26 protein-coding genes are annotated in these 19,132 nt (G+C 54.0%); 13 read left to right on the top strand and 13 right to left on the bottom strand.

Features of this window, described 5'->3' with window-relative positions:
• Positions 1–128: 128 nt before the first annotated feature.
• Together elbB and mtgA are read left to right on the top strand one after the other, a co-directional pair.
• On the top strand, positions 129–782 hold the full coding sequence (elbB, locus tag DFO52_RS11695) for an isoprenoid biosynthesis glyoxalase ElbB (protein ID WP_133550633.1): 654 nt from the start codon (positions 129–131) through the stop codon (positions 780–782).
• Entirely contained in the window at positions 779–1,504 is a 726-nt protein-coding gene (gene mtgA, locus DFO52_RS11700; protein ID WP_133550428.1) for a monofunctional biosynthetic peptidoglycan transglycosylase, read from the top strand. The genes elbB and mtgA overlap by 4 nt, the downstream gene beginning before the upstream one ends.
• A 39-nt stretch (positions 1,505–1,543) precedes the next feature.
• Here the strand turns inward: mtgA and npr are convergent, their stop codons facing one another.
• The 11 genes from npr to DFO52_RS11755 all read right to left on the bottom strand — a co-directional run bounded on the left by npr (position 1,544) and on the right by DFO52_RS11755 (position 9,463).
• Positions 1,544–1,816, bottom strand: coding sequence for a PTS phosphocarrier protein NPr (gene npr / locus DFO52_RS11705; protein ID WP_003861872.1), 273 nt, complete (start codon positions 1,814–1,816; stop codon positions 1,544–1,546).
• The gene (gene rapZ / locus DFO52_RS11710) at positions 1,813–2,667 is read right to left on the bottom strand and encodes an RNase adapter RapZ (protein WP_014885397.1); all 855 of its coding nucleotides are present in this window, start codon (positions 2,665–2,667) and stop codon (positions 1,813–1,815) included. Before rapZ ends, npr begins: the two co-directional genes overlap by 4 nt.
• Before the next feature lie 45 nt (positions 2,668–2,712).
• Positions 2,713–3,204 carry a PTS IIA-like nitrogen regulatory protein PtsN gene (ptsN, locus tag DFO52_RS11715; protein ID WP_008501443.1) on the bottom strand — a complete coding sequence of 164 codons (492 nt, stop codon included), beginning with the start codon at positions 3,202–3,204 and terminating at the stop codon, positions 2,713–2,715.
• An 82-nt stretch (positions 3,205–3,286) separates the two neighbouring features.
• A complete protein-coding gene (hpf, locus tag DFO52_RS11720; RefSeq protein WP_133550429.1) occupies positions 3,287–3,574 on the bottom strand; it encodes a ribosome hibernation promoting factor in 288 nt (95 codons plus the stop codon).
• A gap of 22 nt (positions 3,575–3,596) precedes the next feature.
• Positions 3,597–5,030: an RNA polymerase factor sigma-54 gene (gene rpoN / locus DFO52_RS11725; protein WP_133550430.1), complete on the bottom strand. Its 1,434-nt coding sequence runs from the start codon at positions 5,028–5,030 to the stop codon at positions 3,597–3,599.
• Positions 5,031–5,077: 47 nt separating this feature from the next.
• The gene (gene lptB, locus DFO52_RS11730) at positions 5,078–5,803 is read right to left on the bottom strand and encodes an LPS export ABC transporter ATP-binding protein (protein ID WP_023309359.1); all 726 of its coding nucleotides are present in this window, start codon (positions 5,801–5,803) and stop codon (positions 5,078–5,080) included.
• Positions 5,804–5,809: 6 nt separating this feature from the next.
• Entirely contained in the window at positions 5,810–6,364 is a 555-nt protein-coding gene (lptA, locus tag DFO52_RS11735; protein WP_023309358.1) for a lipopolysaccharide ABC transporter substrate-binding protein LptA, read from the bottom strand.
• Positions 6,333–6,908 (bottom strand): LPS export ABC transporter periplasmic protein LptC, encoded by a 576-nt coding sequence (gene lptC, locus DFO52_RS11740; RefSeq protein ID WP_133550431.1) that lies wholly within the window; start codon positions 6,906–6,908, stop codon positions 6,333–6,335. Before lptC ends, lptA begins: the two co-directional genes overlap by 32 nt.
• A complete protein-coding gene (kdsC, locus tag DFO52_RS11745; protein WP_133550634.1) occupies positions 6,905–7,471 on the bottom strand; it encodes a 3-deoxy-manno-octulosonate-8-phosphatase KdsC in 567 nt (188 codons plus the stop codon). Before kdsC ends, lptC begins: the two co-directional genes overlap by 4 nt.
• Before the next feature lie 14 nt (positions 7,472–7,485).
• Positions 7,486–8,472, bottom strand: a complete 987-nt coding sequence (gene kdsD / locus DFO52_RS11750) for an arabinose-5-phosphate isomerase KdsD (protein WP_023333606.1) — start codon at positions 8,470–8,472, stop codon at positions 7,486–7,488.
• Between the two features lie 13 nt (positions 8,473–8,485).
• Positions 8,486–9,463, bottom strand: a complete 978-nt coding sequence (locus DFO52_RS11755) for a calcium/sodium antiporter (protein ID WP_047646430.1) — start codon at positions 9,461–9,463, stop codon at positions 8,486–8,488.
• Between the two features lie 227 nt (positions 9,464–9,690).
• On the opposite strand from DFO52_RS11755, the gene mlaF reads away from it, so the two are divergent.
• The 7 genes from mlaF to murA all read left to right on the top strand — a co-directional run bounded on the left by mlaF (position 9,691) and on the right by murA (position 14,484).
• Positions 9,691–10,503 (top strand): phospholipid ABC transporter ATP-binding protein MlaF, encoded by an 813-nt coding sequence (gene mlaF / locus DFO52_RS11760; RefSeq protein WP_023309353.1) that lies wholly within the window; start codon positions 9,691–9,693, stop codon positions 10,501–10,503.
• 7 nt (positions 10,504–10,510) lie between these two features.
• Positions 10,511–11,293 (top strand): lipid asymmetry maintenance ABC transporter permease subunit MlaE, encoded by a 783-nt coding sequence (gene mlaE / locus DFO52_RS11765; protein ID WP_023333605.1) that lies wholly within the window; start codon positions 10,511–10,513, stop codon positions 11,291–11,293.
• 4 nt (positions 11,294–11,297) lie between these two features.
• Entirely contained in the window at positions 11,298–11,846 is a 549-nt protein-coding gene (mlaD, locus tag DFO52_RS11770; protein ID WP_023309352.1) for an outer membrane lipid asymmetry maintenance protein MlaD, read from the top strand.
• A gap of 18 nt (positions 11,847–11,864) precedes the next feature.
• On the top strand, positions 11,865–12,500 hold the full coding sequence (gene mlaC / locus DFO52_RS11775) for a phospholipid-binding protein MlaC (RefSeq protein WP_029739617.1): 636 nt from the start codon (positions 11,865–11,867) through the stop codon (positions 12,498–12,500).
• Positions 12,500–12,793, top strand: coding sequence for a lipid asymmetry maintenance protein MlaB (mlaB, locus tag DFO52_RS11780; protein ID WP_029739618.1), 294 nt, complete (start codon positions 12,500–12,502; stop codon positions 12,791–12,793). Before mlaC ends, mlaB begins: the two co-directional genes overlap by 1 nt.
• Before the next feature lie 126 nt (positions 12,794–12,919).
• The gene (ibaG, locus tag DFO52_RS11785; RefSeq protein ID WP_008501458.1) at positions 12,920–13,174 is read left to right on the top strand and encodes a BolA family iron metabolism protein IbaG; all 255 of its coding nucleotides are present in this window, start codon (positions 12,920–12,922) and stop codon (positions 13,172–13,174) included.
• Between the two features lie 50 nt (positions 13,175–13,224).
• On the top strand, positions 13,225–14,484 hold the full coding sequence (murA, locus tag DFO52_RS11790; RefSeq protein ID WP_023309349.1) for a UDP-N-acetylglucosamine 1-carboxyvinyltransferase: 1,260 nt from the start codon (positions 13,225–13,227) through the stop codon (positions 14,482–14,484).
• A 60-nt stretch (positions 14,485–14,544) separates the two neighbouring features.
• Here murA and sfsB read toward each other — a convergent pair whose 3' ends face one another.
• Positions 14,545–14,832: a DNA-binding transcriptional regulator SfsB gene (sfsB, locus tag DFO52_RS11795; RefSeq protein WP_029739619.1), complete on the bottom strand. Its 288-nt coding sequence runs from the start codon at positions 14,830–14,832 to the stop codon at positions 14,545–14,547.
• Between the two features lie 229 nt (positions 14,833–15,061).
• Positions 15,062–16,033: an octaprenyl diphosphate synthase gene (gene ispB / locus DFO52_RS11800; RefSeq protein WP_024906360.1), complete on the bottom strand. Its 972-nt coding sequence runs from the start codon at positions 16,031–16,033 to the stop codon at positions 15,062–15,064.
• A gap of 257 nt (positions 16,034–16,290) precedes the next feature.
• Between ispB and rplU the strand changes: the two genes are divergently transcribed.
• The 4 genes from rplU to cgtA all read left to right on the top strand — a co-directional run bounded on the left by rplU (position 16,291) and on the right by cgtA (position 19,132).
• Positions 16,291–16,602, top strand: a complete 312-nt coding sequence (rplU, locus tag DFO52_RS11805; protein WP_003025032.1) for a 50S ribosomal protein L21 — start codon at positions 16,291–16,293, stop codon at positions 16,600–16,602.
• Positions 16,603–16,621: 19 nt separating this feature from the next.
• Entirely contained in the window at positions 16,622–16,879 is a 258-nt protein-coding gene (gene rpmA / locus DFO52_RS11810; protein ID WP_004385076.1) for a 50S ribosomal protein L27, read from the top strand.
• A 96-nt stretch (positions 16,880–16,975) separates the two neighbouring features.
• On the top strand, positions 16,976–17,941 hold the full coding sequence (locus tag DFO52_RS11815) for a DMT family transporter (protein ID WP_133550432.1): 966 nt from the start codon (positions 16,976–16,978) through the stop codon (positions 17,939–17,941).
• 15 nt (positions 17,942–17,956) lie between these two features.
• Positions 17,957–19,132: an Obg family GTPase CgtA gene (gene cgtA, locus DFO52_RS11820; RefSeq protein ID WP_029739622.1), complete on the top strand. Its 1,176-nt coding sequence runs from the start codon at positions 17,957–17,959 to the stop codon at positions 19,130–19,132.

A 19,132-nucleotide genomic window follows, 5' to 3' on the forward strand; every position in this document is an offset into this window, starting at 1 on the left:
AGGCCGCACGCAGATAAGATAGCAAATCTTAAATGGTTTGTTACATGAATCAGTGAAATGTGTGAAGCATAGCGTTTTAATCAAAATTATTAATGTGCTTCAGCAAGTTGCAGAAAAGGATTGTCATGATGAAAAAGATTGGTGTCGTGCTGAGCGGATGCGGTGTTTACGATGGTTCTGAGATACATGAAGCCGTAATCACGCTGCTGGCCCTGGCAAAACACGGAGCAGAGGTTATTTGTTTTGCGCCAGACAAAAATCAGGCGGATGTAATTAATCATCTGACCGGTGAGCCGATGGCGGAAACCCGTAATGTACTGATTGAAGCCGCGCGTATTGCGCGAGGTGATATCCATCCTCTTATTCAGGCAGACCCTACAGAGCTTGATGCGCTGATTGTGCCGGGTGGGTTTGGCGCGGCCAAAAATCTCAGTACCTTTGCTGGGCAGGGCGCGGAGTGTCAGGTCGATCCTCATTTAAAGGCGCTGTCGCAGGCCATGCATGCGGCAGGAAAACCGCAGGGCTTTATCTGCATCGCACCGGCAATGCTGCCCAGGATTTTTGATTTCCCGCTGCGCCTGACTATCGGGACGGATATTGATACCGCAGAGATCGTCGAGGAAATGGGAGGCGAACACGTTCCGTGCCCGGTTGATGACATTGTGGTTGATGAAGATAACAAAATTGTCACCACGCCAGCGTATATGCTGGCAAACAATATCGCTGAGGCGGCCTCAGGCATTGAAAAGCTGGTGGCCCGCGTGCTGGTGCTGACTGAATGAGGCGTAAATTTGCCGCAGGCGCAGGGGTGAAACGTATTCTCTTGCGTATCGTTCTTGTACTGGCGGTATTCTGGGGAGGCGGGCTGGCTTTATTCAGCATTATGCCGGTTCCGTTCTCTGCCGTTATGGTTGAGCGTCAGCTTAGCGCGTGGTTCAGCGGCGATTTCGGCTATGTTGCCCACTCTGACTGGGTGAGCATGGACGAGATCTCACCGTTCATGGGGCTGGCGGTCATCGCGGCGGAGGACCAGAAATTCCCGGAGCACTGGGGGTTCGACGTGGCGGCCATTGAGAAGGCGTTAGCCCATAACGAACGCCATGAAAACCGCGTGCGCGGTGCGTCAACCTTGTCGCAGCAGACGGCCAAAAATCTGTTTCTGTGGGATGGTCGAAGCTGGGTGCGAAAAGGGCTGGAAGCGGGGTTGACCCTGGGAATGGAAACGGTCTGGAGCAAAAAACGCATTCTGACCGTCTATCTCAACGTCGCTGAGTTTGGCGACGGTATATTTGGCGTGGAAGCTGCCGCACAGCGGTATTTCAATAAGCCAGCCAGCCGTCTGAGCATGTCAGAAGCGGCGCTATTGGCCGCTGTGTTACCGAACCCCATCCGCTTTAAGGCCAGTGCCCCATCAGGGTACGTGCGAAGCCGTCAGGCGTGGATTATGCGCCAGATGAATCAGCTGGGTGGAGAGGGGTTTATGCAGCGTAATAATCTTATGTAGAGCGGGTAAGCGCAGCGCTACCCGCCTGAATAGCAGACCTTAATCTTCGTCGAACCCTGCGTTAAACAGGGCAATCACCGCCGCCAGAGCTTCCTCTTCCTGAGGACCGGTGGCTTCTACCTCAATCTGGCGCCCTTTGGCGGAATCCAGCATCAGCAGCGCAATCACGCTGTTCGCCTCCGCTTCGGTACCTTCGTCATTCCGCAGTAGAACCTCTGCATCGAAACCCTGCATCAGCTCAAACAGCTTCATCGCCGGGCGTGCATGCATACCCAGCTTGTTGGTGATCTCAACGGTTTGTTTTACGGTCATGTTTTACGTTTTTCCAGCGTGCGATGACGGGACTGAACGTTCTTCCCGCGCGAGCGGAAATAGTCGGCCAGCTGTTCGGCGATGTAAACCGAACGATGTTTACCGCCGGTACAGCCAATCGCCACCGTCAGGTAGCTACGATTGTTTGTCTCCAGCATAGGTAACCATAGCTCAAGGTAGCTTCGCGTCTGGTAGATAAAATTGTGTACTTCTGTGTGCCGGTCGAGGAACGCCGCGACGGGTTTATCCAAGCCGGTCATTGGACGCAGCTTCGGATCCCAGTGCGGGTTCGGCAGGAAGCGCACGTCGAAAACGTAATCCGCATCGATTGGAATACCGTGCTTAAAGCCGAAGGATTCGAACACCATCGTCAGTTCGCGCTCGCGTTTACCCAACAGCCGGGTACGTAGCATTTCCGCCAGCTCGTGAACGGACATCTCAGAGGTGTCGACAATCAGGTCGGCACGAGAACGCAGCGGCTCCAGCAGGTCGCTCTCTTCATCGATAGCGCTCTCCAGAGAGAGGTTCTTGCTGGATAGCGGGTGCAAGCGACGGGTATCGCTGTAGCGGCGGATTAGCGTATTGCGGTCTGCGTCGAGGAACAGCAGCTGAGGCGAGAACGCGTCAGGCAGGTTGCTCATGGCCTGTTCGAAGATCTCTGGCGATTCAGGCATGTTACGAACGTCGATACTGACGGCGGCAGAGGTTTGTCTCTCCGCCAGCGTGCGGGCCAGGTCGGGTAACAACACGACCGGCAGGTTATCGACGCAGTAAAAACCCATGTCTTCCAGCGCGCGCAGAGCAACGGATTTCCCCGACCCTGAACGGCCACTGACAATCATCAGCACCATGTTCCGTTTCTCCTCAGGACAACAGATGTGAAGGCCAACTCCTGGTTATGCATCATCCTGATTGCCTTCTGCTTCAGTGATAATTTGATAGAGCTCTTCATCACTTTGGGCCGAGCGCAGTCGACGGCAAATGGTTTTATCGGCCAGACGTTTTGCGACCAGCGACAGCGTATGCAGATGGGTTTTCGTCTGGTCGGCAGGCACCAGCAGCGCGAAGAGGAGATCGACGGGCTGGTTATCAATGGCATCGAAGGCGATGGGTGTTTCAAGCTGCACAAACACACCCACGGCACGCAGGGTATCCTCTTCCAGTTTGCCGTGCGGGATCGCGATGCCGTTGCCGATACCGGTACTGCCCATTTTTTCACGGGTCAGAATCGCTTCGAATACCACCTGCGGCGGCAGGCCCAGCTGTTTTGCAGCCAGTTCACTGATGATCTCCAGCGCACGTTTTTTGCTCTGGCAGTGAACCGCACTGCGGGTACATTCCTGGTTAAGGACATTGCTCAGTTGAAGAGCGGAATCGTTGTTCATCATAATTTCACCTAAGCGCTAACTGTACAAATGGCCTGTTGTGTTTCACAACAGGCCGTCCTGCACCCGTTAACTGCCCGGACAATTAGTGTTGTTTCAGTTTATCTTTATGTTTATTGAGCTGTCGTGCAAGCTTATCAATCAAGCCGTCGATAGCAGCGTACATGTCTTGCCCTTCCGCACTGGCCTGCAGTTCACCCCCGTTAACATGCAGGGTGGCATCCGAGATATGAGTCACTTTCTCCACTTTCAACACAATATAGACCTGATTGATCCTTTCGAAATACTGCTCGAGTTTTGCAAACTTCGCGTTCACAAAGTCGCGTAAAGCCTCAGTAATTTCGACGTTTTGTCCAGTGATGTTGAGCTGCATAGTGTCTTCCTTATCGGTTGTGTCAAACCAGCTGTTTACGCTGGTTGGACGGCGGAATGGATAAAGACTCTCGATACTTCGCAACAGTACGACGTGCCACCATAATACCCTGATCGGACAGCATGGTGGTTAACTTACTGTCGCTTAGTGGCTTCGCGGGGTTCTCCGCGGCGATCAACTTCTTCACCAGGGCACGAATGGCCGTTGACGACGCTTCGCCGCCGCCCTCGGTATTCACATGGCTGGAGAAGAAATACTTAAGCTCAAAAATACCGCGTGGACTATGCAGATACTTCTGCGTGGTGACACGGGAAATGGTTGATTCATGCATCTCGACGGCCTGGGCGATATCCGCCAGTACCATCGGTTTCATATACTCTTCGCCCTGCTCAAAGAACGCCTGCTGCTGTTCGACAATACAGCGGCTGACGCGTAGCAGCGTATCATTTCGGCTCTCCAGACTTTTGATCAACCATCGCGCTTCCTGAAGATTGCTGCGAATATATTGATTGTCGGAGTCGTTACGCGCGCTGGTGCACATGGAGGCATACTGCTGGTTGATTTGCAGGCGAGGGATGCTGTCTGAGTTCAGTTCAACGACCCAGCGGTCATTGTGTTTTCTGACCAGCACGTCCGGAATGACGTACTCAGGCTCGCTGGTCTGGATCGACTGTCCCGGGCGCGGATCGAGCGACTGGATCAGATTCACCGCTTCTTTCAGCACCTCTTCCTTCAGGCGCGTGACGCGCATCAGGGAGCGGAAATCGTGGTTGGCCAACAGATCCAGATGATCGCTGATGATTAAGCGCGCCTCGTCGATCCATGGCGTCTCTTTGCTGAACTGAGATAGCTGGATCAGCAGGCAGTCGCGCAGATCTTTTGCGGCCACGCCTACCGGATCGAAACGCTGGATGCGCTTCAGAACGGCTTCGATCTCCTCAAGCTCAATCTCGTCGTCGCCCATGCTTTCCAGGATATCGTCCAGCGTGACGGTCAAATAGCCGGTGTCGTCAACGGCATCGACAATTGAGGTGGCAATCGCGCGGTCGGTATCGGAGAAGGGGGTGAGTTCCACCTGCCACATCAGGTAATCCTGCAGCGACTGGGTGGTCTCTCCCTGATAGACCGGTAGCTCATCATCCTGGTAGTCTGCACGCGTACCGGAAGGAGTTCCGGCGGTGTAGATTTCATCCCAGCTGGCATCCAGCGGTAGCTCGTCGGGCATCTCTTTTTGTTCGAGTGCATCCGCGGTGTCGAGCGCTTCTGTATCCTGTGACTGCTGAGTATCTACCTCGTCATGAAGATCGGTTTGTTCCAGCAGGGGGTTGCTGTCCAGCGCCTGCTGGAGCTCCTGCTGAAGTTCTAACGTGGACAGTTGCAACAGGCGAATTGCCTGCTGTAGCTGCGGCGTCATTGCCAGTTGTTGGCTGAGCCTTAATTGCAAACCTTGCTTCATGTTCAGAGCATTTTTCTCCGGTTCGGCGTTACGTTACCTCTACCCTATCAGAGTCTGAAGTCTTCCCCAAGATAGACGCGCTTAACATGATCGTCTTCGAGGATCTGCTGCGGCGTACCGTGGGCGATCAGATTGCCCTGGCTCACAATATACGCGCGTTCACACACGGCCAGCGTTTCACGGACGTTGTGGTCTGTGATCAGTACGCCAAGCCCGCTGTCACGCAGGTGTTCAATGATACGTTTGATGTCGATAACGGAGATCGGGTCAACGCCGGCAAACGGTTCATCCAGAAGGATAAATTTCGGGTTTGCGGCCAGCGCACGCGCAATCTCAACGCGGCGGCGTTCACCCCCGGAGAGTGCCTGACCGAGGCTGTCGCGCAGGTGCTCAATATGGAACTCTTCCATCAGCTCGTTGGCACGATCCTGACGCTGTTCGCTGGTCAGGTCGTTACGAATTTGCAGGACCGCCATCAGGTTATCGTAAACGCTAAGACGACGGAAAATGGAGGCTTCCTGCGGCAGGTAGCCGATCCCGCGACGCGCGCGCGCGTGCAGCGGCAGAAGGCTGATGTCTTCATCGTCAATGATAATGTTGCCGGCATCGCGCGGCACAATGCCAACGACCATGTAGAAGGTGGTGGTTTTACCCGCACCGTTAGGGCCAAGCAGCCCTACAATTTCGCCGGAGTTGACGGTCAGACTGACATCTTCTACGACACGGCGGCCCTTGTAGGCCTTCGCGAGATTTTTTGCAGTTAATGTTGCCATAACGAATTAGTTACTCTTCTTCTGTGCCGGGGCCTGGCCTTTGCCTTTGTCCTGCAGCTGCGACGGAACCAGTACGGTTGTGACGCGTTTGCCTTTCTCGCTGGAGGCCTGCATTTTTTGCTCTTTCACCAGATAGGTGATCTGGTCGCCGGTAATGTTGCTGTCCAGCTGTTCCAGATACGCATTTCCGGTCAGGATGACCAGGTCCTTCGCCAGCTCGTAGTGCATATGCGAGGCGTGGCCTTTCACCGGCTTGCCGTTGTCCTGCATCTGGTAGAAGGTTGCCGGGTTGCCGTAACCATCAATGATCTCTTTGCCCTGCTCGCCACCCGGACGGGTCACGACGACTTTGTCGGCGTTAATTTTGATGGTGCCCTGAGTCATGACGACGTTACCCGTGAAGGTGACGACGTTGCCCTGCATATCGAGAGACTGGGTATCAGACTCGATATGGATCGGTTGGTCGGTATCGCCCGTTACAGCAAGCGCGGGGAGACTGGTCGCCAGCATCGCGCTGGCGATAATTACTTTAAGGCTGAGTTTGTTTGTTTTGAATTTCATAGGAGGTTCTAACCTTTTCAATCAGCTCGGCGTTCTTGCTGCGTAAGTTCCCGCGCATTCTCAAACCGCTGGAATTAAATGTTGTGCCATACAGTGTGACCAGATCCTGCGAGGTCACGTCCTGGGTTACCAGGTTAATCTGGGCATTATCCGTCGTAATTTTTCGCAGTTGCGAGTCAGCGGTCAGGGCGTTGACTTCAACGTGACCATACAGATAAAGCATACGGTCATTTGTCAGTTTTGCCCGATCTGACTTAATTGACCACGTCGGCACTTTGTCCTTATCAAATGTGGTCATGACAGGTTGGGTAAACCACGAAATACCGTCATCTGAAAAATATTCAACATGCTGGGCAATCAGGCGATAGTTCAGCGCGCCTTCCGGGCTGTAGACCACGGTGTCGCTGTGATCGCTTTTATAGGTTGGATCGTTATTGTTGACCACTTCCGTTTGCGTATCGTCGCGATCGGCAAGGTTCACGCCAATCAATACCAGTGCGACAAGCGAAAGCAAAATGATAATCCCGCGTCTGGTTTTACTCATATCGATTGCCCTTTGGCCTCATCAAGCTTGCCCTGCGCCAGCAAAAGCAGATCGCAGACTTCACGTACGGCACCGCGGCCTCCGTTGATGTGGGTAACGTAGTCAGCGCGCGGGATCAGCAGCGGATGCGCATCGGCAACGGCGATGCTCAGCCCGACTTCAGCCATCACGGGACAGTCAATCAGATCGTCCCCGACGTAGGCCACGTTTTCCGGCGCGATAGCCAGTTTACCCAGTAAATCCTTAAACGCCGCCATCTTATCGGATTGACCCTGATACAGATGGGTAATTCCTAAGGTTTCGCAGCGGTCTTCTACCAGTTTAGCTTTTCGCCCGGTGATGATAGCCACCTCAATACCCGAGGTGAGCGCACAGCGGATACCGTAGCCGTCGCGAACGTTAAACGCTTTCAGCTCTTCACCATTATTGCCCATGTAAATCAGGCCATCGGAAAGTACGCCATCCACGTCCAGGATGAGCAGACGAATGTTTTCCGCCTTCGCCATCATCTGGGTGCTGACCGGTCCATAACAGGTTGCAAGGGATGCACCCGCATTACTCATTGTCTTATCCTTCATTACACTACGCCTGCGCGCAGCAGATCATGCATATGTACCACACCCAGCAACTGGTCGCCATCGGCAACCATCACTGAGGTAATGTGACGGGACTGCATCAGGTTCAGCACATCCACCGCCAGCGTACCCGGACGCACGCGGATACCGCCCGGCGTCATCACATCGGCAATGCCGAGCGTGCGGACATCTACACCCATGTCGAACACGCGACGCAGGTCGCCATCGGTGAAGATCCCCTGAATTTTCATCAGATCGTCGCACACGACCGTCATACCCAGATTCTTACGGGTGATTTCCAGCAGCGCATCACGCAGTGAGGCTTCTTTACTGACGTGAGGGATCTCGTCCCCAGTGTGCATAATATCGTTTACCCGAAGCAGAAGCTTGCGCCCCAGCGCGCCGCCCGGGTGGGAAAGCGCGAAATCCTCCGGCGTAAAACCGCGGGCTTCGAGCAGCGCGACGGCAAGCGCATCACCCATGACCAGCGCGGCGGTGGTGCTGGACGTCGGCGCCAGGCCGAGCGGACAGGCCTCCTTGGGCACTTTCACGCACAGGTGAATATCGGCCGCCCGCGCCATGCTACTTTCCGGACGGCTGGTCATGCAAATAAGCGGCACCTGCAGTCGCTTCAGTACCGGGATCAGCGCCAGAATTTCATTGGACTCCCCGGAATTGGACAGCGCGATGACGATATCCTGCGGCGTGACCATACCCAGGTCGCCGTGCGCGGCTTCCCCTGGATGTACAAAGAAGGAAGAGGTTCCGGTGCTGGCAAACGTTGCCGCCATTTTGCGTCCAATGTGGCCGGACTTACCCATCCCCATCACCACGACTTTGCCGGCACAGTAGAACATCTTCTCACATGCCAGACTAAAATCCTGATTAATGTACTGATCTAACTGCGCCAGACCTTCACGTTCAATCTCCAGAACCTCTTTGCCTGCTTTCTGAAAGTCAAAACCCGGCTGCAATTCTATTTGCGACATAATGCGTTTCCGTTTACCCAGAGAGAAGAGGCGAGAGCCAGTACAGCATCGCCATCCATACGATAAATCCACCCGTCAGCAGCGCGCCTGCGCCTTTGCCGATCTGTCTTTGCCGCCGCCAGCAGAGCAGGGCAAATATCACGCTGACCAATAACATCACGCCGTAGTCGCGTGAGAATGCCAGGGGATTAAAGGGCCCTGGCGTAATCAGGGCCGGCAGGCCCATCACAATGGCGATATTAAATATGTTGGAACCGATGATATTACCAATGGCAATGTCATCCTCACCTTTACGTGCCCCTGCAATCGCCGTGGCCAGCTCCGGCAGGCTGGTGCCGATGGCAATCACCGTCAGGCCAATGGTCAGTTCACTGATGGCGAAATAGTTCGCCAGCACCGTCGCGTTATCCACGACCATACGCGTTGCCATCGGCATGATGATCAGCGCAACGCCAAGCCAGAGCAGGGCAACAGGCAGCGTGCCTTCTCGCGGCAGTTCGGCGACCTGCTCGCGCGTGAGGCTATCCTGACCCTGCTTCTCAGCCAGACGGGCGATTTTAACACTATACAGCAGCCAGATGATGGCCAGCGCCAGCAGGAAAATACCGTCGCTGTAGCTCAGCACACCATCGTAAAATACGCAGCCTGCCAGCAGGCTTACGATTAACATTAGCGGCAATTCACGGCGCAGAACATCAGAATGCACGCGAAATGGATGGAGCAGTGCGGCCAGGCCTAAAATCAAGAGTATATTGACGATGTTGGAGCCAATCGCGGTACCTACTGCCAGGTCTAACTGACCATGCAGCGATGCCGAGACAGAGACGATGATTTCAGGAAGTGACGTTCCCACGCTGACAACGGTCATCCCGATGACGACAGGCGGTACGCCCGTCAGGCGACAGAGGATAGATGCAGCAAACACTAAACGGTCAGCACTGTAGACCACCAAAAGTAAACCAATTATTAACAGTGCTGTTGCTAAAAGCATCAAAAGTCCTTTCTTCAGGTATACTCGTCGGTCCATCGCACGGGAATGGCTGGACTGCATACAGTCTGAGGCGTAACGAATTCCTAATTTTGACTTTATGCGCCGGAAAAGTAAAACAAATGCCAGCTTTCGCTAACCTCAACGGCTATTATTCTGTAAAAATGCGGAGTTGAGGGCTGATTCAGGCGGCATGCCTTAACGTGAGCAGGGTAATAAAGGAACCATAAATGAGCCAAACGATGGCGAATTTAGTCGATGTTCGCGGCGTGAGTTTTTCTCGCGCCAACAGATTGATATTTGATGATATTTCGTTGACCGTACCGCGTGGTAAGATCACTGCCATCATGGGGCCGTCCGGGATCGGTAAAACGACCCTGCTGCGTCTCATTGGTGGGCAGATCCCACCCGATCGCGGTGAAATCCTCTTCGATGGCGAAAACATCCCGGAGATGTCACGCTCGCGTCTGTATACTGTCCGCAAACGCATGAGCATGCTCTTTCAGTCGGGAGCCTTGTTCACCGACATGAATGTCTTTGATAACGTGGCCTATCCGCTGCGCGAGCATACCAGCCTGCCGCCTGAACTGCTGAAAAGCACAGTGATGATGAAGCTCGAAGCCGTCGGTTTGCGGGGCGCCGCGAAGCTGATGCCTTCTGAGCTGTCCGGCGGGATGGCGCGCCGCGCCGCGCTGGCGCGAGCCATTGCATTAGAACCTGATTTAATCATGTTCGACGAACCGTTTGTTGGACAGGATCCCATCACGATGGGCGTGCTGGTGAAGCTCATCTCTGAACTGAACAGCGCGCTTGGCGTCACCTGCATTGTGGTATCTCACGATGTACCTGAAGTATTGAGCATTGCCGATTACGCCTATATCGTGGCGGACAAAAAGATCGTCGCACACGGCAGCGCTCAGGCGCTGCAGGAAAATTGCGATCCGCGCGTGCGGCAGTTCCTCGACGGTATTGCCGATGGCCCCGTGCCGTTCCGCTACCCGGCGGGCGACTATCGTGACGATTTACTGGGAATAGGGAGTTAAGCCACTCATGCTGTTAAATGCGTTGGCCGCTCTCGGACACCGTGGCATAAAAACCATCAGGACGTTCGGGCGTGCCGGATTGATGTTATTCAACGCGCTGGTCGGCAAGCCGGAATTCCGCAAGCACGCACCGCTGCTGGTGCGGCAGCTTTATAATGTCGCCGTGCTGTCGATGCTCATCATCATTGTTTCCGGTCTGTTTATCGGTATGGTGCTTGGGCTACAGGGCTATCTTGTTCTGACGACCTACAGTGCGGAAACCAGCCTTGGGATGCTGGTGGCCCTCTCGCTGCTGCGTGAACTGGGGCCGGTTGTGGCGGCGCTGCTGTTCGCCGGGCGTGCGGGGTCGGCATTAACGGCTGAAATTGGCCTGATGCGTGCGACCGAGCAGCTCTCCAGCATGGAGATGATGGCGGTCGATCCGCTGCGTCGCGTGATCTCGCCGCGTTTCTGGGCTGGGGTGATCTCTTTACCGTTACTGACTATTCTGTTTGTCGCCGTGGGTATCTGGGGCGGTTCGCTGGTTGGCGTGCACTGGAAAGGCATTGACGCCGGTTTCTTCTGGTCCGCAATGCAGGATGCCATCGACCTGCGAATGGATCTGGTTAACTGCCTGATCAAAAGCGTGGTATTTGCCATTACGGTCACCTGGATTGCATTGTTCAATGGTTACGATGCCATCCCGACGTCGGCGGGCATTAGCCGCGCAACTACACGTACAGTCGTACATTCGTCGCTGGCCGTACTGGGTCTGGATTTTGTGCTCACCGCACTGATGTTTGGGAATTGAGTTCATGCAAACGAGAAAAAATGAAATTTGGGTCGGTGTATTCCTGCTGCTGGCGCTGCTGGCCGCACTGTTTATCTGCCTGAGAGCGGCGGATATCACGTCTGTGCGCACCGAGCCGACGTATCGCATCTATGCCACCTTCGATAACATCGGCGGGCTGAAGGCGCGTTCACCGGTTCGTATCGGCGGCGTGGTGATCGGACGCGTATCTGACATTACGCTTGATGAGAAAACCTATCTGCCACGCGTCGCGATGGATATCGAAGAGCGTTACAACCATATCCCGGACACCAGCTCCCTTTCTATTCGCACTTCCGGCCTGCTGGGCGAACAATATCTGGCGCTTAACGTCGGCTTTGAAGACCCCGAGCTGGGAACGACTATCCTTAAAGACGGTAGCGTCATTCAGGATACGAAATCCGCGATGGTGCTGGAGGATATGATTGGTCAGTTCCTTTACAGCAGTAAAGGGGATGAGAAAAAATCCGACGCTGCCCCAGCGCAGAGCGAAGATCATACCGACGTCGCACCGACGCCAGGTGCTGCGAATTAATATCAGGAGAAGTCATTCATGTTTAAACGACTGTTAATGGTTGCCATGCTGGTCATCGCCCCTCTTACCGCCGCCCACGCTGCGGATCAGAGTAACCCGTACAAACTGATGGACGAAGCGGCGAAAAAGACCTTCGACCGTCTTAAAAATGAACAGCCTAAAATTCGTGCTAATCCTGATTATCTGCGTGAAGTTGTTGACCAGGAGCTGCTGCCGTACGTGCAGATTAAATATGCGGGTGCGCTGGTGCTGGGACGTTATTACAAAGACGCGACCCCTGCGCAGCGTGATGCCTACTTTGCCGCGTTTCGTGAATACCTGAAACAGGCTTATGGCCAGGCGCTGGCGATGTACCACGGCCAGACCTATCAGATTGCGCCTGAGCAGCCGCTGGGCGATGCGACTATCGTCCCTATCCGTGTGACGATCATCGATCCTAACGGTCGTCCGCCGGTTCGTCTGGATTTCCAGTGGCGTAAAAACAGCCAGACCGGTCACTGGCAGGCGTATGACATGATTGCCGAAGGGGTAAGCATGATCACCACCAAACAGAACGAATGGAGCGATCTGCTGCGCACCAAAGGCATTGATGGCCTGACCGCTCAGCTGCAGTCTATCTCTCGCCAGAAAATTACCCTGGACGAGAAGAAGTAATGTCACAGCAACTCAGCTGGTCGCGTGAAGGCGAAACATTAAAGCTGTCCGGTGAACTGGATCAGGATCTGCTGAACCCACTGTGGGACAAACGCCACGAAGCGATGCAGGGCGTGACGCGTATCGACTTAACAGACGTTACACGGGTGGATACGGCGGGTGTTGCGCTGCTTGCCCATCTGGTTGCCGTGGGGAAAAAGCAGGGGACAAGCGTTAAGCTTCACGGCGCGAGCGATAATGTCGTGACTCTTGCGCAGCTCTACAACCTCCCTGAGGACGTACTGCCTCGTTAATATTTTCAGTGCGTTACTTCCGAAAGCCCTGACTGTTTCATCGTCGGGGCTTTTTGCTTGTTTAAGACAACGCCACTTTGCTCTAAGATGTTGGGCTTGTTTTCACTATCAGATGATTAAGAACCCATGGAAAATCATGAAATCCAGACAGTGCTGATGAATGCACTCTCCCTTCAGGAAGCCCACGTCACTGGCGATGGCAGTCACTTCCAGGTTATTGCTGTGGGTGAGATGTTCGACGGTATGAGCCGCGTGAAGAAACAGCAGGCTGTGTACGCGCCGCTGATGGAATATATTGCGGATAACCGCATCCACGCCCTGTCGATTAAAGCGTTCACGCCGCAAGAGTGGGCACGCGATCGCAAACTAAACGGTTTTTGAGCTGAGGGCGACAGGCCCGCAGCACGGTTGAATTTATAAGAGAGCACACAATGGATAAATTTCGTGTACAGGGGCCAACGCGTCTCCAGGGCGAAGTCACAATTTCTGGCGCAAAAAACGCCGCGCTGCCAATCCTCTTTGCTGCGCTGCTGGCTGAAGAGCCGGTAGAAATTCAGAACGTACCAAAGCTGAAAGATATCGACACCACCATGAAGCTGCTCACCCAGCTGGGCACGAAAGTTGAGCGTAACGGTTCCGTCTGGATCGACGCCAGCAAGGTGAACAACTTCTCAGCCCCTTACGATCTGGTGAAAACCATGCGTGCATCCATCTGGGCGCTTGGCCCGCTGGTAGCGCGTTTTGGTCAGGGACAGGTCTCTCTGCCGGGCGGCTGCGCCATCGGTGCGCGTCCGGTTGACCTGCACATCTTTGGTCTGGAGAAGCTGGGCGCCGAGATCAAGCTGGAAGAAGGTTACGTTAAAGCGTCCGTTAATGGTCGTCTGAAAGGCGCGCACATCGTCATGGACAAAGTGAGCGTGGGCGCAACGGTTACCATTATGTCTGCGGCGACGCTGGCAGAAGGTACCACCATCATCGAAAACGCCGCGCGCGAACCGGAAATTGTGGATACCGCCAATTTCCTCGTGGCGCTGGGGGCGAAGATTTCCGGTCAGGGTACCGACCGTATCACCATCGAAGGCGTTGAGCGTCTGGGCGGTGGTGTTTATCGCGTTCTGCCGGACCGTATCGAAACCGGTACCTTCCTGGTCGCTGCGGCGATTTCTGGCGGTAAGATTGTTTGTCGCAACGCGCAGCCAGATACCCTGGATGCGGTGCTGGCGAAACTGCGCGATGCGGGTGCGGATATCGAAATCGGCGAAGACTGGATCAGCCTCGATATGCACGGTCAGCGTCCAAAAGCGGTCAATGTGCGTACGGCGCCGCATCCGGCGTTCCCTACAGACATGCAGGCGCAGTTCACCCTGTTGAACCTGGTCGCCGAAGGCACTGGCTTCATCACAGAAACTATTTTCGAGAACCGCTTTATGCACGTACCGGAGCTGATCCGTATGGGTGCGCATGCTGAGATCGAAAGTAATACCGTGATTTGCCACGGCGTTGAGAAACTGTCAGGTGCTCAGGTGATGGCAACCGATCTGCGTGCGTCTGCAAGCCTGGTGCTGGCGGGTTGTATCGCGGAAGGCACAACGATCGTGGATCGTATCTATCACATCGACCGTGGTTATGAGCGTATCGAAGATAAACTGCGCGCGCTGGGTGCCAACATTGAGCGTGTGAAGGGCGAGTAATCGTTCCGGCAGCCCCCTGCCAGCAATGACCGGGGGGTTGCTGTTCCTGTCAAAAACGCGTTATTCCTGCGGTTCTGTTTTTACCTTTCTCTGGCGAATCATGCGCGATCTGTCGATAAATTCATGGGTAATGGGATCGTGATAGCGAGAAGGCCAAATTACCCACGGATGCGTATCCAGCGCCGTCGCGATAATTAATTCTCCCTTGGGCCAGGGGCGGGTGAGGGCGTTTGCCAGAGTTGAAGAACTCAGTCCATGGCGGCGGGACTCTGCTGCCAGTGAAGTGCCTCTTTTGCGCAGTGCGGCAATAATATCAGCCGTGTGCCAGTCGATAAATTTCGTATCCATAACGCCGTCCTTAAGTTCGGATTCACCTACGCCGTTTCTTCTGAAACGACGCGGTTACTATACCCATTTCAACTTCTTGTTCTAAAAAGTTCGCGTTACTTGAAGGGATATTCAGAATAAGACACGGCTTTATTCATGCGGTCTCTAAACCGATGAATTTACATGAACACGGAATTTACAGGTGTGTTCTGGAATCTCCCCGCTATCGCTGCGGGGAGAAACAAGGGGATTAACGGTCGCGCTGAACGGCGATGTGGGCAAGACCAATCAGTGCCTCGCGCCACGGACTGTCTGGAATGACCTGAAGCGCTTCGATGGCTTTGTCGGCTTCTTCTTCCGCACGCTGACGCGTCCATTCCAGCGATCCGCAGATAGCCATGGTTTCCAGTACAGGTTCCAGAAGATGGCGGCCATTTCCCTGCTCAATCGCTTCACGGATCATTTTCGCCTGGTCGGCTGTTCCGTTGCGCATAGCATGAAGCAGCGGCAGGGTGGGTTTGCCTTCGTTCAGGTCATCGCCCACGTTTTTGCCGAGCGTCTCGCCGTCCGCACTGTAGTCCAGCAAATCATCAATCAGCTGGAATGCCGTACCCAGATAGCGGCCATAGTCCTGCAGGCCTTTTTCCTGTGCTTCGGTACAGTCAGCCAGAATGCCGGAGCACTGGGCTGCCGCTTCAAACAGGCGCGCAGTTTTGCTGTAGATGACGCGCATGTAGTTTTCTTCGGTAATGTCAGGGTCGTTGACGTTCATCAGCTGCAGCACTTCGCCTTCAGCAATGACGTTTACGGCTTCGGACATCACTTCCAGCACTTTCAGTGAGCCCAGGCTGGTCATCATCTGGAAGGCACGGGTATAGATAAAATCCCCCACCAGGACGCTGGCTGCGTTTCCGAAAGCGGCGTTTGCCGTGGCTTTGCCACGACGCATATCCGATTCATCCACAACATCGTCATGCAGAAGCGTCGCCGTGTGAATAAATTCGATGAGCGCTGCAATAGTGATGTGAGCATTTCCCTGATAGCCAACGGCTCTGGCAGCCAGAATGGCAATCATCGGACGAATGCGTTTACCGCCGCCGCTGACGATGTAATAGCCCAACTGATTGATCAGCTGAACGTCAGAGTTGAGTTGCTCCAGGATTGCTGCATTCACACCCGCCATATCTTGCGCGGTTAACTCGTTGATTTTTTCTAAATTCATCGCAAAAGCCGGGCTTTTTATCCTGTTGATCCCATCTTCAATGGGGTAACGAAGGGTTTCGGTTTATCAATAGTAGTGCTGATTGTACTGAAAAAACGGCACAGATAAACGTTACCGTACGTGTTGTGTTTTTTTTCTTCATGTATTGACGGTAGCACTTGTCAAAGGCTCGCGTTTTGCGTAATATTCGCGCCCTATTGTGAATATTTATAGCGCACTCTGATTCATACGAGGACGTGCGCGGAAGCGGAGTTTATATGTACGCGGTTTTCCAAAGTGGTGGTAAACAACACCGAGTAAGCGAAGGTCAGACCGTTCGCCTGGAAAAGCTGGACATCGCAACTGGCGAATCTGTTGAGTTCGCAGAAGTTCTGATGATCGCAAACGGTGAAGAAGTCAAAATCGGCGTTCCTTTCGTTGATGGCGGCGTTATCAAAGCTGAAGTTGTTGCACACGGTCGTGGCGAGAAAGTTAAAATCGTTAAGTTTCGTCGTCGTAAGCACTACCGTAAGCAGCAGGGCCACCGTCAGTGGTTCACTGATGTGAAAATTACTGGCATCAGCGCCTAAGACCTGAGGAGAGATTTAAATGGCACATAAAAAGGCTGGCGGCTCCACACGTAACGGTCGCGATTCAGAAGCTAAACGCCTGGGCGTTAAGCGTTTCGGTGGCGAATCCGTTCTGGCGGGTAGCATCATCGTTCGTCAACGTGGTACCAAATTCCACGCTGGCAACAACGTAGGTTGCGGTCGTGACCACACTCTGTTTGCTAAAGCAGACGGTAAAGTGAAATTTGAAGTTAAAGGCCCGAACAACCGTAAATACATCAGCATCGTTGCTGAGTAAGGTTTTCTCGGTCCGGTAACGGATTAAAGCCCCGCAACCTGTTGCGGGGCTTTTTACATTGGAAACCCGGTAATTTTTTCTGTAGGGAAAACGGGCATGAAGCAGCAGGCCGGCATTGGTATTCTTTTGGCGCTCACTACCGCAATGTGCTGGGGTGCGCTGCCAATTGCAATGAAGCAGGTTCTGGAAGTGATGGAGCCGCCTACGGTGGTCTTTTATCGCTTTCTGATGGCAAGCATCGGCCTCGGGGCCATTCTGGCTATCAAAGGTAAGCTTCCACCCTTGCGGCTTTTCCGCAAACCGCGCTGGCTGGTATTGCTGGCTATCGCGACGGGCGGTCTGTTCGGTAACTTCATCCTGTTCAGCTCTTCCCTGCAATATCTCAGCCCCACGGCGTCGCAGGTGATAGGTCAGCTTTCACCGGTGGGCATGATGGTCGCCAGCGTCTTTATCCTCAAGGAAAAGATGCGTGGTACGCAGATTATCGGGGCGAGCATGCTGCTGTGCGGTCTGGTGATGTTCTTCAACACCAGTCTGATAGAGATTTTCACCCGCCTGACGGATTACACATGGGGTGTAATTTTTGGTGTGGGGGCAGCAACGGTCTGGGTGAGCTATGGCGTCGCACAAAAGATGTTATTGCGTCGTCTTGCCTCACAGCAGATCCTCTTTTTGCTGTACACTTTGTGTACAATAGCATTGCTGCCATTAGCAAAGCCGGGTGTGATTTCCCAGCTTAGCGACTGGCAACTGGCGTGCCTCATTTTTTGTGGGCTGAACACGCTGGTCGGTTATGGCGCGCTGGCCGAAGCGATGGCGCGCTGGCAGGCAGCACAGGTGAGCGCGTTAATTACGCTTACTCCGCTGTTTACGCTGTTATTTTCAGATTTGTTATCAATGGCCTGGCCCGATGTCTTCGTCAGACCGATGCTCAACCTGTTGGGTTATCTCGGTGCGTTTGTCGTGGTTGCGGGCGCGATGTATTCCGCCATTGGTCATCGTCTTTGGGGACGTTGGCGCAAAAATGAAGCGGTTGTAGTAGTCCCCCGCTCAGGCGAATGAGTTACGGAGAGTAAAATGAAGTTTGTTGATGAAGCGACGATCCTGGTCGTGGCTGGTGATGGCGGCAATGGTTGCGTGAGCTTCCGCCGTGAAAAGTATATCCCACGTGGCGGTCCTGACGGCGGCGACGGCGGGGATGGTGGTGACGTGTGGCTGGAGGCGGATGAAAACCTCAACACGCTGATCGACTACCGTTTCGAAAAATCTTTCCGTGCCGAGCGCGGCCAGAACGGCCAGAGCCGTGACTGTACCGGTAAACGTGGTAAAGACGTCAACATCAAGGTTCCGGTCGGTACGCGTGTGATTGACCAGGGCACTGGTGAAACCATGGGTGATATGACCAAACACGGTCAGCGCCTGCTGGTTGCTAAAGGTGGCTGGCACGGTCTCGGTAACAGCCGTTTTAAATCATCGGTTAACCGTGCTCCGCGTCAGAAAACCATGGGCACACCGGGCGATACGCGCGAGCTGCAGCTGGAACTGATGCTGCTGGCAGACGTGGGTATGCTGGGTATGCCTAACGCCGGTAAATCGACGTTTATCCGTGCTGTATCGGCCGCGAAGCCAAAAGTGGCGGATTATCCGTTTACGACGCTGGTGCCAAGCCTGGGCGTTGTTCGTATGGACCACGAAAAGAGCTTTGTTGTCGCTGATATCCCTGGTTTGATCGAGGGCGCAGCAGAAGGCGCAGGACTGGGTATTCGCTTCCTGAAACACCTTGAGCGCTGCCGCGTATTGCTGCACATCGTTGATATTAATCCAATCGATGAGTCCGATCCGGTCGAAAACGCCCGTATCATCATCGGTGAACTTGAAAAATACAGCGAAAAACTCGCAGGTAAGCCGCGCTGGCTGGTCTTCAACAAGATCGACCTGATGGACAAAGCCGAAGCGGAAGCGAAAGCCAAAGCGATTGCTGAAGCAATGGGTTGGGAAGATAAATACTACCTGATCTCTGCGGCAAGCCAGGTTGGCGTGAAAGATCTGTGCTGGGATGTGATGACTTTCATCATTGAGAACCCAATTGTTCAGGCGGAAGAAGCGAAACAGCCTGAAAAAGTCGAATTCATGTGGGATGACTACCACCGTCAGCAGCTCGAAGAGCTGGAAGCGGAAGACGATGATGAAGACTGGGACGATGACTGGGATGAAGACGACGAAGAAGGCGTCGAGTTCATCTACAAGCACTAA

It is taken from the genome of Enterobacter sp. AG326 (genome assembly GCF_004362415.1).
In the GTDB taxonomy this organism is placed as follows: Bacteria; Pseudomonadota; Gammaproteobacteria; order Enterobacterales; family Enterobacteriaceae; genus Enterobacter; species Enterobacter asburiae.